The sequence below is a fragment of the Morganella sp. EGD-HP17 genome, from assembly GCF_000512315.2.
Taxonomy (GTDB): domain Bacteria; phylum Pseudomonadota; class Gammaproteobacteria; order Enterobacterales; family Enterobacteriaceae; genus Morganella; species Morganella morganii.
The window spans coordinates 297,620-311,374 of sequence record NZ_AZRH01000002.1; the positions used below are offsets into that span (position 1 = coordinate 297,620).

14 protein-coding genes are annotated in these 13,755 nt (G+C 51.5%); 6 read left to right on the plus strand and 8 right to left on the minus strand.

Translation table 11 applies throughout. The features are described 5' to 3' along the window. Nucleotides 1-9: 9 nt before the first annotated feature. A complete protein-coding gene (locus X965_RS03805) occupies nt 10-774 on the minus strand; it encodes a helix-turn-helix domain-containing protein (protein WP_036417161.1) in 765 nt (254 codons plus the stop codon). A 104-nt stretch (nt 775-878) separates the two neighbouring features. Here X965_RS03805 and X965_RS03810 point away from each other — a divergent pair, with 104 nt between their 5' ends. Then, nucleotides 879-2,024: a multidrug effflux MFS transporter gene (locus X965_RS03810; RefSeq protein WP_036417109.1), complete on the plus strand. Its 1,146-nt coding sequence runs from the start codon at nt 879-881 to the stop codon at nt 2,022-2,024. 39 nt (nt 2,025-2,063) lie between these two features. Here the strand turns inward: X965_RS03810 and X965_RS03815 are convergent, their stop codons facing one another. Together X965_RS03815 and X965_RS03820 are read right to left on the minus strand one after the other, a co-directional pair. Further along, nucleotides 2,064-2,807 (minus strand): type 2 GTP cyclohydrolase I, encoded by a 744-nt coding sequence (locus tag X965_RS03815; protein WP_004235636.1) that lies wholly within the window; start codon nt 2,805-2,807, stop codon nt 2,064-2,066. Between the two features lie 127 nt (nt 2,808-2,934). After that, the gene (locus X965_RS03820; protein ID WP_015422543.1) at nt 2,935-3,147 is read right to left on the minus strand and encodes a YbfA family protein; all 213 of its coding nucleotides are present in this window, start codon (nt 3,145-3,147) and stop codon (nt 2,935-2,937) included. A gap of 274 nt (nt 3,148-3,421) precedes the next feature. Here X965_RS03820 and X965_RS03825 point away from each other — a divergent pair, with 274 nt between their 5' ends. Further along, on the plus strand, nt 3,422-3,850 hold the full coding sequence (locus X965_RS03825; RefSeq protein ID WP_004241607.1) for an EamA family transporter: 429 nt from the start codon (nt 3,422-3,424) through the stop codon (nt 3,848-3,850). Between the two features lie 61 nt (nt 3,851-3,911). On the opposite strand, the gene pgm is transcribed toward X965_RS03825, so the two are convergent. Together pgm and seqA are read right to left on the minus strand one after the other, a co-directional pair. Next, nucleotides 3,912-5,552, minus strand: coding sequence for a phosphoglucomutase (alpha-D-glucose-1,6-bisphosphate-dependent) (pgm, locus tag X965_RS03830; protein WP_004241605.1), 1,641 nt, complete (start codon nt 5,550-5,552; stop codon nt 3,912-3,914). A 47-nt stretch (nt 5,553-5,599) separates the two neighbouring features. Further along, complete coding sequence (seqA, locus tag X965_RS03835; protein WP_004241604.1) at nt 5,600-6,154, minus strand: replication initiation negative regulator SeqA; 555 nt, start codon at nt 6,152-6,154, stop codon at nt 5,600-5,602. A 258-nt stretch (nt 6,155-6,412) separates the two neighbouring features. Here seqA and ybfF point away from each other — a divergent pair, with 258 nt between their 5' ends. Beyond that, a complete protein-coding gene (ybfF, locus tag X965_RS03840) occupies nt 6,413-7,192 on the plus strand; it encodes an esterase (RefSeq protein WP_036417111.1) in 780 nt (259 codons plus the stop codon). Between the two features lie 29 nt (nt 7,193-7,221). On the opposite strand, the gene X965_RS03845 is transcribed toward ybfF, so the two are convergent. Further along, complete coding sequence (locus tag X965_RS03845; protein WP_036417113.1) at nt 7,222-7,476, minus strand: hypothetical protein; 255 nt, start codon at nt 7,474-7,476, stop codon at nt 7,222-7,224. 309 nt (nt 7,477-7,785) lie between these two features. Between X965_RS03845 and ybfE the strand changes: the two genes are divergently transcribed. The 3 genes from ybfE to fur all read left to right on the plus strand — a co-directional run bounded on the left by ybfE (nt 7,786) and on the right by fur (nt 9,385). Then, entirely contained in the window at nt 7,786-8,079 is a 294-nt protein-coding gene (ybfE, locus tag X965_RS03850) for a LexA regulated protein (protein ID WP_004235627.1), read from the plus strand. A gap of 146 nt (nt 8,080-8,225) precedes the next feature. Then, complete coding sequence (gene fldA / locus X965_RS03855) at nt 8,226-8,756, plus strand: flavodoxin FldA (protein ID WP_004235625.1); 531 nt, start codon at nt 8,226-8,228, stop codon at nt 8,754-8,756. A gap of 179 nt (nt 8,757-8,935) precedes the next feature. Next, the gene (gene fur, locus X965_RS03860) at nt 8,936-9,385 is read left to right on the plus strand and encodes a ferric iron uptake transcriptional regulator (RefSeq protein ID WP_004235623.1); all 450 of its coding nucleotides are present in this window, start codon (nt 8,936-8,938) and stop codon (nt 9,383-9,385) included. A 131-nt stretch (nt 9,386-9,516) separates the two neighbouring features. On the opposite strand, the gene glnS is transcribed toward fur, so the two are convergent. After that, nucleotides 9,517-11,184 carry a glutamine--tRNA ligase gene (gene glnS, locus X965_RS03865; RefSeq protein WP_004235622.1) on the minus strand — a complete coding sequence of 556 codons (1,668 nt, stop codon included), beginning with the start codon at nt 11,182-11,184 and terminating at the stop codon, nt 9,517-9,519. Nucleotides 11,185-11,358: 174 nt separating this feature from the next. Continuing rightward, the gene (gene nagE / locus X965_RS03870) at nt 11,359-13,392 is read right to left on the minus strand and encodes an N-acetylglucosamine-specific PTS transporter subunit IIBC (RefSeq protein WP_036417115.1); all 2,034 of its coding nucleotides are present in this window, start codon (nt 13,390-13,392) and stop codon (nt 11,359-11,361) included. Nucleotides 13,393-13,755 lie beyond the last annotated feature (363 nt).

The window sequence follows — 13,755 nt, forward strand, 5'->3', positions numbered from 1 at the left end:
CCCAGCTATTCATTTACCCATATATTCACCGGGTGTTTTTCCGGTCATCTTACGGAAGAAAGAGACAAACGCGCTGTCACTGGCAAATCCGAGAGCCTGTGCAATATCACTGCTGCGGTATTTTTTCGCCAAAAGTTCAACAGATTTTATTAATCGCCACTGCTGCCGCCATTGCTGATAGCTCATACCGGTTTCCCGCCGGAAAATCCGCGTTATCGTCTTTTCCCCGGCACCGCAGCAGGATGCCAGTTCATTAAGCGGCGACGGCAGTATCCGGGTGTCCAGGGTTTTCAGCCGCCGGTCTGAAGGCAGCGGTAATTGCATATCTTCCCGCCCGGCCAGCGCCAGCTCATCCAGAAACACCGGCAGCAGATGCTGTAAGCGGGGTTGTGTCCAGTCACTGTCAAACGGCAGTCCGGCAAAGAGAAACAGGATCTCACGCAGCAGCGGCGATACGCCGAAGATTTCACAGGTTGACGGCAGACAGGCACTGAGTTGTGCATCCGGATACAGTGAGCGGTAACCGACAGCCTCAAACATCTGCGCGCGATGCAGCATCTGCGGCGGGATCCACGCCACCCGCGTCGGTGGCAGAACGGAGAGAGTGTCCGTCAGGGTGATCTGAATCGCCCCTCGTTCGGTAAACAGCAATTGTCCGCGCTGATGGCAGTGAAAACCGGAATCATGCTGCGCCGCCATCTCTGCGGCAATGCCAATCAGTGGTGCGGAATAGCTGTCCGCATCAAATGCATCACTTTGCTTCAGCCACGCCATGTTGTCCCTTTTGATAAACAGAATGTCCTTATTATTATAATAAGACATCCCACCTTTTGCTAATCTGCTCCCCGTTCATTTCAGTTACAAAAAAGGGGGACAAAATGACAATACAAAAACCCGCATTAACACTTGCCGTTGCCCTGATGATGTTCCCGCAGATAGCGGAAACCATCTACAGTCCGGCGCTGACAGATATCGCACAGGGATTCGGCGTCAGTGCGGCACAGGCAGGACAGACTCTGTCCCTGTACTTTTTCGCCTTCGCACTCGGCGTGGTCACCTGGGGACGTTTATGTGATATCGCCGGGCGCAGACGCACCATGCTGAGCGGTCTGATACTTTACGCTGCCGCCTCCTGCGGCGCGGTTATCACACAGGATTTCAGCGTGTTACTGATCCTGCGGATGCTGTCTGCCTTCGGGGCGGCGGTCGGCTCAGTAGGCACACAAACCATCATGCGTGACTGTTACCGCGGGGATGAGCTGGCAAAAGTATTCTCTGTCATGGGGATAGCACTGGCTGTCAGCCCGGCACTGGGCATGTTCAGCGGCGCGTTGCTGACCGGTTTTGCCGGATATCAAGGCGTCTTTACCGGGCTTGCGGTACTGGCGGTTGTTCTGCTGGTATGGACAGCACTCCGGTTACCGGAAACACGTCCGGCACATATCACGTCAGTTTCGCTGCCGGAAACAGCCGGCCGTATGCTGTGTGACCGCTTTATTCTGCGCAATGTGCTGCTGATTGCCTTTCTGAATATCAGCCTGTTCAGCTACTACCAGTTAGCACCATTTTATCTCAGCGGGCTGGGCTTTACACAACAGGAATTCGGTTACAGCGGATTACTGCTCGCGCTTGGCGTGGCCGCAGGCTCTGTGATCAACCGTGTCCTGCTTAAACGCGGATGGCACAGCCATTCACTGATCCGCCTTGCTGCCGTAACCGGTATGGTCAGCGCTGCTGCGGTCTGGCTGTTGTCAGGATCGATTTTGTTTGTGCTGCCGGTAACAGGTATCGTGATTTGTTACGGGCTCGCCATTCCGAATATTCTGGCCGGTGTGTTACAGGATTACCGTGACCGCCCCGGTACTGCCGGTGCGCTGCTCGGTCTGATGTATTACCTGCTGATTGGCGGCGGACTGGCACTGGCCGGGCTGAGTCAGCATCTTGGCCTGACACTGTGTGTCTGTGCTGCGGGAACACTGCTCTGTGCACCGCGCAAGACAGTACAAAGCACACAAACAACATAAGAAAAAGCCGGTCTTCTGACCGGCTTTTCCTGTTACCCGTTATGCCGGGTTCGGGATATCCACAAAAATCACATCCAGCCCGTGCGTTTTCTGCAGCCATTCACCCAGAGCACGGATCCCGCCGCGCTCGGTGGCATGGTGACCGGCGGCAAAGAAGTGCATCCCGCATTCACGGGCGATATGGATTGTCTGCTCTGATACCTCGCCGGTCACAAAGCCGTCAAGCCCCGCATCTGCGGCTGCCTGAATAAAACTCTGACCGCCGCCGGTACACCAGCCCAGTTTTTTAATCTGAGCAGGCGCGTTATCCCCGCAATGCAGAATCTCCCTATCCAGCCCCTGCTGTAAACGCTGCACCAGTTCCTCGCCGCTGACCGGTTGCGCGAACTCACCGCACGGAAGCAGCGGATCAACCTGTCCGGTGACCGTGACCCCCATCAGTTGCGCCAGTTTCGCGTTATTTCCCAGTTCCGGATGGGCATCCAGCGGCAGATGATAACCGTATAAATTCATATCGTTACACAGCAGTGTTTTGATCCGGCGCTGCTTCATGCCCCGGATACTGACCGGCTCGTTTTTCCAGAAATAGCCGTGATGCACCAGCACCGCGTCCGCATTCAGTCTCACCGCTTCATCCAGTAATGCCTGACAGGCGGTCACGCCGGTCACCACGCGCTGAACCTGTTCACGTCCTTCAACCTGCAGACCGTTCGGGGCATAATCCTGAAAATCCTGTACTGCCAGCTTTTCATTAATAATCTGTTCTAATTCAATATGATTCATACATTTTTCCTGTCCGTGCGGATAGATTTACCATACCTTCCCTGCCCGCCAATAGCAATTTGCAGACATAAAAAAACGCCCCGCGATAACATCGCCGGGCGTCTCTTTTGCTTTCCGGATGCCGGTATCAGTGCTGCTGGGTACTGCTTACCGCATTTTCTGAACGTGCCAGCCAGACCGGTTTATCGCTTGTCTTGGACCACACACGGTACAGATAGCTCCAGAAGCGGGCGCGATCCCGGTAGAACAGCATAAACGGGAACGCCAGGATACCTAAAGATACTGCACCGGTACGGCGCAAGAGAACCTTATGCAACGGATATACCTGAAATGTTGACATTGAGACCCTCCTTAATAACGGATTATCGCAGAACAGCAATAATCACCGAATGTATTTCTCTTTCATATTAACCCGGCTGGTGAAAATTTACCACTCATCTGACCACTTGACGCCGGTATGATACGCACAAAATGCCCCTTTTAAGTAATTAAATTACATAATTGTTATTTTTTATCATTTCATTAACAGTTTTATTATTTAAAATTAAGCTACCACGCTGATGAAAATACCTTATGATATTCACATCACTAATTGATAATGGGAATTATTTATTATGAGCGCCTGGCTGATCTATGCCCTGCTGTCTGCTATCAGCGCCGCAATGGTTGCTGTTTTCGGGAAAATGGGGTTGCAGCATCTGGATGCCAATACCGCAACCGCGATCCGTGCCGTGATTATGGCGCTGTTTCTGGTCGGCGTGGTGGTGGTTCAGGGAAAATTTAATCTTATCAGTGAGATAATCGAAAACCGTAAAGCCCTGTTCTTTATCGCTCTGAGCGGAATTGCCGGAGCACTTTCCTGGCTGTTCTATTTTATGGCAATAAAAAACGGTCAGGTTTCACAGGTTGCCCCGATTGATAAACTGAGTGTGGTCTTTGCCGTTATTTTTGCCGTGATCCTGTTCGGTGAGAAAATTTCCCTGATTGCAGCCGGTGGCGTTGCGCTGATCACCGTTGGTGCGCTGATGGTCGCGCTGGGCTGAGACAGGCAAAAAAAAAACGCGGAGGGAAGATCCGCTCCGCGCTGCTTTTCCGGGGAATGCGTCAGTCCGCAATCACCTGGTTGACTATTTCAATCGCTTCTTTTTCTATCTGTACCAGATGTTCCGGACCCCGGAAACTTTCACAGTAGATTTTATAGGCATCTTCCGTACCGGAAGGACGCGCGGCAAACCACCCCTGCTCACTCATGATTTTCAGGCCGCCGATCGACGCACCGTTACCCGGCGCGGCTGTCAGGCGGGCGGTGATCGGATCACCGGCCAGGGTATCTGCAGTAACCATTTCCGGAGACAGTTTTGACAGCCGGGATTTCTCCGCGTGACTGGCCGCTGCCTGGATCCGGCTGTAGCACGGTGAACCGAATTTTTCCGCCAGCTCATCATAATGCTGCTGCGGGTTTTTGCCGGTCACGGCGGTCAGCTCCGCTGCCAGCAGGCAGAGGATAATACCGTCTTTATCGGTTGACCACGGTGTACCGTCAAAGCGCAGGAACGAAGCCCCCGCACTCTCTTCGCCGCCAAAGCCCAGTGTGCCGTTATACAGCCCGTCCACAAACCACTTGAACCCGACCGGGACTTCCACAAGATCACGCTGCAAATCAGCGACCACGCGATCAATCATCGCACTGGATACCAGGGTTTTGCCGACACCGACAGAGGCCGGCCAGTCCGGACGGTGCTGAAATAAATAGTTAATCGCCACCGCCAGATAATGATTCGGATTCATCAGCCCTTTCGGCGTCACAATCCCGTGGCGGTCGTAATCCGGGTCATTGGCGAAGGCCAGCGAGAAGCGGTCACGCATGCTGAGCAGACCCGCCATCGCCCATTTTGAGGAGCAATCCATACGGATAACCCCGTCGTGATCCAGCGGCATAAAGCGGAATGTCTGATCCACCTGCTCATTGACCAGCTCAATATCCAGATCATAAAAATCACGGATGCGTTTCCAGTACTCAATCCCGGCACCACCCAGCGGATCCACGCCGATTTTGAGTTTCGCGTTACGGATAGCATCCATGTTGATCACGTCACTGAGCGAACTGACGTAAGGCTCAATCAGGTTCACCGCAGTAACCAGCGGGCTGCGCAGGGCATCACACACCGGCATCTGTTTCACCTGCGCCATATTACCGGCCAGCAGCACATTGGCACGCTTTTCGATAACAGAGGTAAGGTCAGTGTCTGCCGGGCCGCCGGTCGGCGGGTTATATTTGATGCCACCATCTTCCGGCGGGTTGTGCGACGGGGTGATCACAATGCCGTCGGCTTTATCAGCATGGTCGCGGTTGTAAGTCAGGATGGCATGAGACACCGCCGGTGTCGGGGTGAAACCATTATTTTCCTGAATAATAACGCGGACACCATTTGCTGCCAGTACGGATAACACCGTCTGAAATGCCGCTTCAGAGAGGGCGTGAGTATCTTTACCCACATAGCACGGCCCGGTAATGCCCTGCTGCTGACGGATTTCGGCGATTGCCTGAGTGACCGCCAGAATATGTGCTTCATTGAAACTGCCGCGCGCCGCACTGCCGCGGTGGCCGGAAGTCCCGAATTTGACCTGCTGTGCCGGATCCGCCGCATCAGGTGCAAGGGTATAATACTGAGAGGTTAGCTGCGCCACATTGATTAAATCGGATTGTTGCGCAGGCTGACCAGCCCGCGGGTGCGTATGAGCCACTGTGTCATTCTCCCCTGATTACGCCGTCACCGGCAGATAAATACCCCTTACAGGGTATTGCAGACTTTCTCGACAGTATTTGCCGGGAAGCCCATTCCCTGCATAATCTGTTCTACCATGCTCTGTTTGCGCTGAGTATTGGTGTTGGTGATAACCCAGAACGGCGTGCCCGGAATGTGGCGCGGCTTGCTGGTTTTACCGCTGGCCAGCAGCGTGTGCTCATCACCGGCGAAATAGACACGGGTGCGGCCGTGGAGTTCATCGGTGCTTTTGCTGAACCCTTGCGGATCAATATTATACAGTGCGGATAACACCAGCATAAAACGATCGATCGTTTTCTTTTTCTCTGCATAGCTGTCGGACAGCAGCAGTTCGCGCATGACGCGGACCGGATCCTGAGACGTGGTTTTTACCGGACGCGGGGTAACCGGCGGCGTTTTGTTATCCGCGCTGTCAGTTGCAACAGGTGCGCAGGTGGTACCCGGAGCCTGCGGCCCTAAATTGAGCATACGGCGCAAAATTTCCGATGCGCTTTCACCAATGTGCTGTGTGTGGCTGGCAATATAACTGTAAAGTTCTTCATCTACATCGATTGTTTTCATTTCTACCCGGTTCTTTTATTCGTTAACGCGGAACACGTTATTATAAGATAGAAAAATGCAAAACAAAACAAGTAAAATTTCAATAACTTAAACTAAAAACCCCCGCAGTTTGCCCCGTACGGCATTTAAAAAATAAATCAGTAAGTTATCGTTTCCGGGCACACAATCAATCACAGAAACATTTACTTAACATGTTGGTTTCCGGGGGCTGCCGTGTCATCATATCCGCCTGTTTTGCTCTGCGGATCGGTTGTTAATATGAAATTACCTGCATTACTTCATCATGAAATATTCACGCCTGAAATATCACATCACACCACACCCATTGTTCTGATCCACGGTTTGTTCGGGGATCTGCATAACCTCGGGGTGCTTGGCCGTGAACTGCGGAAAACGCACACTGTGGTACAGATTGATGTCCGTAACCACGGCGATTCACCGCGCGCACAAACCATGACTTACCGGGAGATGGCGCAGGATGTGCTTGATCTTATCCGCTCCCTGAACGTTGAAAAAGTGATTGTGATTGGCCATTCCATGGGCGGAAAAATCGCCATGGCGCTGGCTGCACTGGCTCCGGATGTTACTGAAAAACTGATTGTTATTGATATGGCTCCCGTCGCTTACGGCGTACGCCGTCATGATGAGATTATTGCGGCACTGGAAGATGTTACCGCCGCCGGTGTCACCACACGTACTGAGGCCACCGCAATTATGGCGCAGCGCATCCGTGAGGATGGCGTTATTCCGTTCCTGCTGAAATCCTTTAAGCAGGGAGAATGGAAATTCAATCTGCCGGTTATCAAAGCACAGTATGAATCCATCATCGGCTGGGAAACTCTGCCGCCGCAACAGGTTCCGCTGCTGCTTATCCCGGGCGGTAATTCATCGTATGTGAAACCGGAATACCGCGACGCCATTATGGCGCAGTTCCCGCAGGCAACCGCCCATGTGATTGCCGGATGCGGCCACTGGGTACACGCTGAAAAACCGGACGCGGTTCTGCGCGCCATCAGCCGTTTCCTGGATAAAGCCTGACAGCAGTGCCGCTGTCACGGCGGCATCATTCACTGACGGAAGCTCAGTATCAGACTGTCAGTATCACTCTCCTGCCACCAGGCCACAACAGAACGCACCTGATACCTGACATCCTGCCCCGGCAGATCAAAACAGATATCCAGCAGACAGCAGCCGGATAAAATCAGACACAAATACTGAAGCGGGCGGATAAACACCGTCAGCATCTGCTTTACTTTGCAGCCGTACTGATACTTTTTGTGCGATATCCGCGATAACTCCGCAGATTCTGAGATACGATCCATGTGCGCGTCCTCTGTTATTCCCTTGCTGAAAATACATACTACGTAATGCCTGCCCGCAAAAACACTCCGTTATCCTGAGCTGAATACTCTTTTTTTTCTAATATATTCATAACGATAATTGCAATATTGAATTCATTGACGAAACCCATCACCCGTCCTGCAGGGCTGCCGCACAGACGGGCAGACGGTGCGATGTTAATCAATCTGCACGAAATCCGCGGTAACAGGCCGCGAAGCGGTGGCGGTAAGCGGGATGGCGGTGTATCATTGCGCGTTTATCATTGTAATCCGCCTTTTCGTAGTAAAATTATGGCCAAAGAACAAACGGATCGTACCACGCTGGATTTGTTCGCTGACGAACGCCGGCCCGGACGACCGAAAACAAACCCGCTCTCCCGTGATGAGCAGTTGCGGATTAACAAACGCAATCAGCTGCGGCGTGACAAAGTTAACGGATTACGCCGCGTTGAGCTCAAACTGAATGCGGATATTGTCGATGCCCTGAACCAGCTGGCATACGAAGAAAACGTGAACCGGGGCGAGCTTATCGAGCAAATTCTGCTTGATTACCTTCAGCGTTCAGATTTATGCACCAAATTGTGAGACGACACACCACACAAATTTGACAGACTTCAAATACTGTTTTCGTCAGAATGGTATTTATGAAGATGAAATAGTTATAATTTCTGCTTGTTGTCGCTGCGGCGTCCTTTTGCAGGCACAGAGATTTTCGGTTGAGAGGCTTATTTATGGCAATCGCAGGTATATTTTTTGGTAGTGACACCGGTAACACAGAAAATATCGCTAAAATGATTCAGAAATTACTCGGCGATGACGTTGCTGAAGTCCGGGATGTTGCCAAGTGCAGCAAAGAGGACATCGAAGGGTTTGATTTCTTACTGCTGGGTATCCCGACCTGGTATTACGGCGAAGCACAGTGTGACTGGGATGATTTTTTCCCGACACTGGAAGAAATTGATTTTAACGGTAAAATTGTGGCTATCTTCGGTTGTGGTGACCAGGAGGATTACGCAGAGTATTTCTGTGACGCCATGGGCACCATCCGTGACATCATTGAACCGCGCGGCGCGACCATTGTGGGCCACTGGCCGACAGAAGGCTACCACTTTGAAGAGTCAAAAGGCCTGGCGGACGACAGTCACTTTATCGGCCTGGCTATTGATGAAGATCGCCAGCCGGAGCTGACTAACGAACGCGTGGCAAAATGGGTTGAGCAGATCCGCGAAGAAATGAGTCTTGACGAGATTCTGGCAATTTAAGGTTTTCCCTTAAATTGCGAATGATAATTCTGCTTATTTATGTAATGATATTATTTATCCGGTCCGGCATCGGTCAGGCGAATCGCACCTGACACCTTTTGATAGCCGGACATTGTGTTCAGCCGTTGAGCGTTTTCCCGAATGTGCGCTCACCAGCGACAATATAGGACTAAATCCGCATGACCGATAACAATAAAGCATTGAAAAATGCAGGACTGAAAGTCACACTTCCCCGCCTGAAGATTCTGGAAGTGTTGCAGGATCCGGAGTGCCATCACGTCAGTGCGGAAGATCTCTACAAAAAACTGATCGATATCGGTGAAGAGATTGGACTCGCAACTGTCTACCGCGTTCTGAACCAGTTTGATGACGCCGGTATTGTCACCCGTCATAACTTTGAGGGCGGCAAATCCGTTTTCGAACTGACCCAGCAACACCACCACGATCACCTGATCTGCCTGGATTGCGGTAAAGTGATTGAGTTCAGTGATGAATCCATTGAATCACGTCAGAAAAATATCGCGGAACGCCACGGTATTAAACTCACCAACCACAGCCTGTACCTGTACGGCCACTGTGCGGATGGTGACTGCCGTTCTGATGAAGGTATCCACGACGAGAAAAAATAATTCTCGCCGTTAACCATTTTGTATGAAAGGCGCGTATCGCGCCTTTTTTGTTGCCGTTTTTCAGAACACATGCACACAAAAAAGCCGTTCCTGCGAACGGCTTTTTTATATTAATAACACTGTGTTATCTGTTATTTACTCTCAATTTTCGCCCAGGTATCACGCAGGCCGACAGTCCGGTTAAAGACTAATTTATCCGCTGAGGATAATTTGGCATCAGCACAGAAATACCCTTCACGCTCAAACTGATACGGCTTGCTGCTGTCAGCGGCAACCAGTGACGGCTCCACAAAGCCCTGACGGATCACCAGAGAATCCGGGTTAAGCGTCGACAGGAAATCATCCTCTGCGCCCGGGTTCGGTACACTGAACAGGCGGTCATACAGACGGATTTCCGCCGGTACCGCGTGTTTCACGCTGACCCAGTGGATAACGCCCTTCACTTTACGTCCGTCAGCCGGATCTTTATTCAGGGTTTCCGGATCATAGGTACAGTAGATAGTGGTGATATTGCCTTCGCTGTCTTTTTCCGCGCGCTCTGCTTTAATCACAAACGCATTACGCAGACGCACTTCTTTATTCAGCACCAGACGCTTGTACTGCTTGTTCGCTTCTTCACGGAAGTCCGCGCGATCAATCCAGATTTCACGGCTGAACGGCACTTCGCGGCTGCCCATCTCCGGTTTGTTCGGATGATTCGGCATGGTGACCATCACATCGCCTTCCGGCATGTTTTCAATCACGACTTTCACCGGGTCGATAACCGCCATGGCGCGTGGTGCGCTTTCGTTCAGGTCATCACGGATACAGGATTCCAGAGCCGCCATTTCGACGTTGTTATCCTGTTTGGTGACGCCGATACGGCGGCAGAACTCGCGGATAGAGGCAGCGGTATAACCACGGCGGCGCAGACCGGAAATGGTCAGCATGCGCGGGTCATCCCAGCCTTCAACAAATTTCTCTGTTACCAGCTGATTCAGTTTCCGCTTGGACATCACGGTGTATTCAAGATTCAGGCGGGAGAACTCATACTGACGCGGATGGCAGTCAATAGTGATGTTATCCAGCACCCAGTCATACAGACGGCGGTTGTCCTGGAATTCCAGCGTACAGAGTGAATGGGTGATCCCTTCCAGCGCATCAGAAATACAGTGGGTGAAATCATACATCGGGTAGATGCACCATTTGTCACCGGACTGATGGTGGGTCGCAAACTTAATGCGGTAAATCACCGGATCACGCATCACCATAAAGGAGGATGCCATATCGATTTTGGCACGCAGACACGCTTTACCTTCCTCAAAGCCACCGTCACGCATTTTTTCAAACAGCGCGAGGTTCTCTTCCGGGGTGCGGTCGCGGTACGGGCTGTTTCTGCCCGGCTCTTTTAAGGTGCCGCGGTATTCACGGATCTCTTCCGGACTTAATTCGCAGACATACGCCAGACCTTTGTTGATCAGTTCAACGGCGTAGTTGTACAGCGTGTCGAAATAGTCGGAGGAGTAACATACTTTGCCGCTCCACTGAAAACCGAGCCATTTGACATCGTTTTCAATGGAATTAACGTATTCCACGTCTTCTTTAACCGGGTTGGTGTCATCAAAACGCAGATTGCATTGCCCCTGATAGTCTTGTGCAATGCCGAAATTCAGGCAGATTGATTTCGCATGACCAATATGCAGGTAACCGTTCGGCTCAGGCGGGAAGCGCGTGTGAACCGTGGTATGTTTTCCGGAAGCCAGGTCTTCGTCAATAATCTGACGAATAAAGTTTGTCGGGCGGGCATCAGCCTCGTTCATTGTCATAATTCCTCAATGCAATATGCGCGTTAATAACCTCTTATCATCCGATATGATGCGCTCATATACAACCACCTGAGCACAGAAATATCAGCCGGGCAGATGCCTTCGCGCAAAAAACAGATAAAAAAACGGGGAGCAGCTGCCTCCCGTTATTATCATAACCGCAATCACTTATTTAATGACATGATACAGCTCAGATTCGTTTGCCTTAACCAGACCTTTGGCAACAATCTCCACGCGATCATAATCATCGATATTACTGATGATTACCGGGCTTATCATGGATTTGGCATGTTCGTTCAGATACGCCAGATCCAGTTTCAGCACCGCATCACCGGCAGCAACCTGTGCGCCTTCTTCAATCAGGCGGGTAAAACCGTTACCGTTCAGATTCACGGTATCAATACCCATGTGGACAATAATTTCCGCACCATTATCGGTTTCCAGGCAGAATGCATGGTTGGTATCGAAAATTTTCACCACAGTACCTGCCGCCGGGGCATATACGGTGTCACTTTTCGGTTTGATGGCAATACCGTCGCCGACAACACGGCCGGCAAATGCTTCATCCGGTACAGCGGATAAATCAACCACTTCACCGTCGAATGGTGCCACCAGCGTCAGTACCACGTTACCATTGCCCTGTGCTTTGGCTTTCACAGCTTCCGGAGCCGCCGCCGCAGCCTGAGCTGCCGCAACCGGGCCTTCTTTCAGCACGTCACGCATTGCGTTGGCGATCAGCTCGGCACGGGTGCCGACAATCACCTGCACACTCTCTTTATTCAGACGGATAACGCCGGAAGCACCGATTTGTTTCGCATAAGCATCATTGACCTGCGCGGAGTCTTTTACAGTCAGACGCAGACGGGTGATACAGGCATCAATACCGGTCAGGTTATCTGACCCGCCGATAGCCGCGATATACTGACGTGCTTCGCTGCTGATGGATTTTTTCTCATCTTTTTTGTTATCAGTGCTGACATTCTCACTGTAACCATCAACGGTATCGTTGGTTGCCATCGCCGCTTCACGGCCCGGGGTTAACAGGTTGAATTTGGTGATAACAAAGCGGAATACCACATAGTACAGCGCGAAGAAGACCAGGCCCTGCAGGATCAGCATATACCAGTTGGTTGCCAGCGGGTTGCGTGAAGACAACGCCATATCCACCAGCCCCGCACTGAAGCCGAAACCGGAAATCCACTGCATGGTTGCAGCGATAAACAGGGAGATACCGGTCAGGAAGGCGTGGATGACATACAGCACCGGTGCCACAAACATAAAGGAGAATTCAATCGGCTCGGTGATACCGGTGAAGAACGCGGCAAATGCACCGGCGATCATAATACCGGCAACTTTTGCTTTGTTTTCCGGTTTGGCGCAGTGATAAATCGCCAGCGCGGCACCCGGGATACCAAACATCATGATCGGGAAGAAACCGGCCTGATAGCGCCCTGTGATACCCGGAATCGCCGTACCGGCATCAATGGATTGCTGACCGGCCAGGAAGTTAGGAATATCGTTGATATCCGCCACGTTGAACCAGAACACGGAGTTCAGTGCATGGTGCAGACCGACCGGGATCAGCAGACGGTTAAAGAAGCCGTAAATCCCCGCGCCCCACGCGCCCAGGTCTTTGATGCTCTTACCGAAGGAAACCAGTGCATCATAAATGACCGGCCAGACATACATCAGCACCGCAGCCACCAGGATCATCACGAATGATGCCAGGATAGGCACCAGACGGCGGCCGCTGAAGAATGACAATGCCATCGGCAGCTCAACACCGCTGTAACGGTTATACAGTTCGGCGGAAATAACACCGACCAGGATACCGATAAACTGGTTGTTGATCTTACCGAACGCCGCCGGAACCGCTTCCGGAGGGATCCCCTGAATCATACCGACTGTCGCGGTGGAACACAGGGTGGTCACCACCATAAAGCTGACAAAACCGGTCAGTGCTGCCGCACCGTCTTTGTCTTTTGACATCCCGTAAGCGATACCGATAGCAAACAGCATTGACATGTTATCAATGATAGCTGCACCGGATTTAATCAGGAACGCGGCAACCACGTTGTCCGCACCCCAGCCCGTCGGGTCGATCCAGTAGCCGACCCCCATCAGAATTGCCGCAGCCGGCAATGTGGCGACAGGCACCATCAGTGCCCGGCCAATCCGCTGCAGATAGTTCAGTATACCCACTCACTCCCCCTTGCCGCCCTGACGAACGGCCTTTTTTGTTTTACAGCATTATTATCACAGCCATGACCGGCTGCCTTATTGTGTACAACTGAATTTGTAACAACCGGTCTGATCACTCACCGGATTGTGTAACACTTATTTTACTGCCAACTATACGTATCAGTCTAAAAAGTTTATTTCGCTTCGCAAATTAAATAGCTGTGATTTGTGATTATTGTCACCAATATTCGTCACCGGCTGGTTAAAATGCTGGCAGTCACACAAAACTTATTTTAAGATAAAAAATATCTTTTCCGGCGGCTGTATTCTCTCCCGTGACTAATAAATTCCGGGTATTCATGCTATAGATGAGACAGGAAGGAT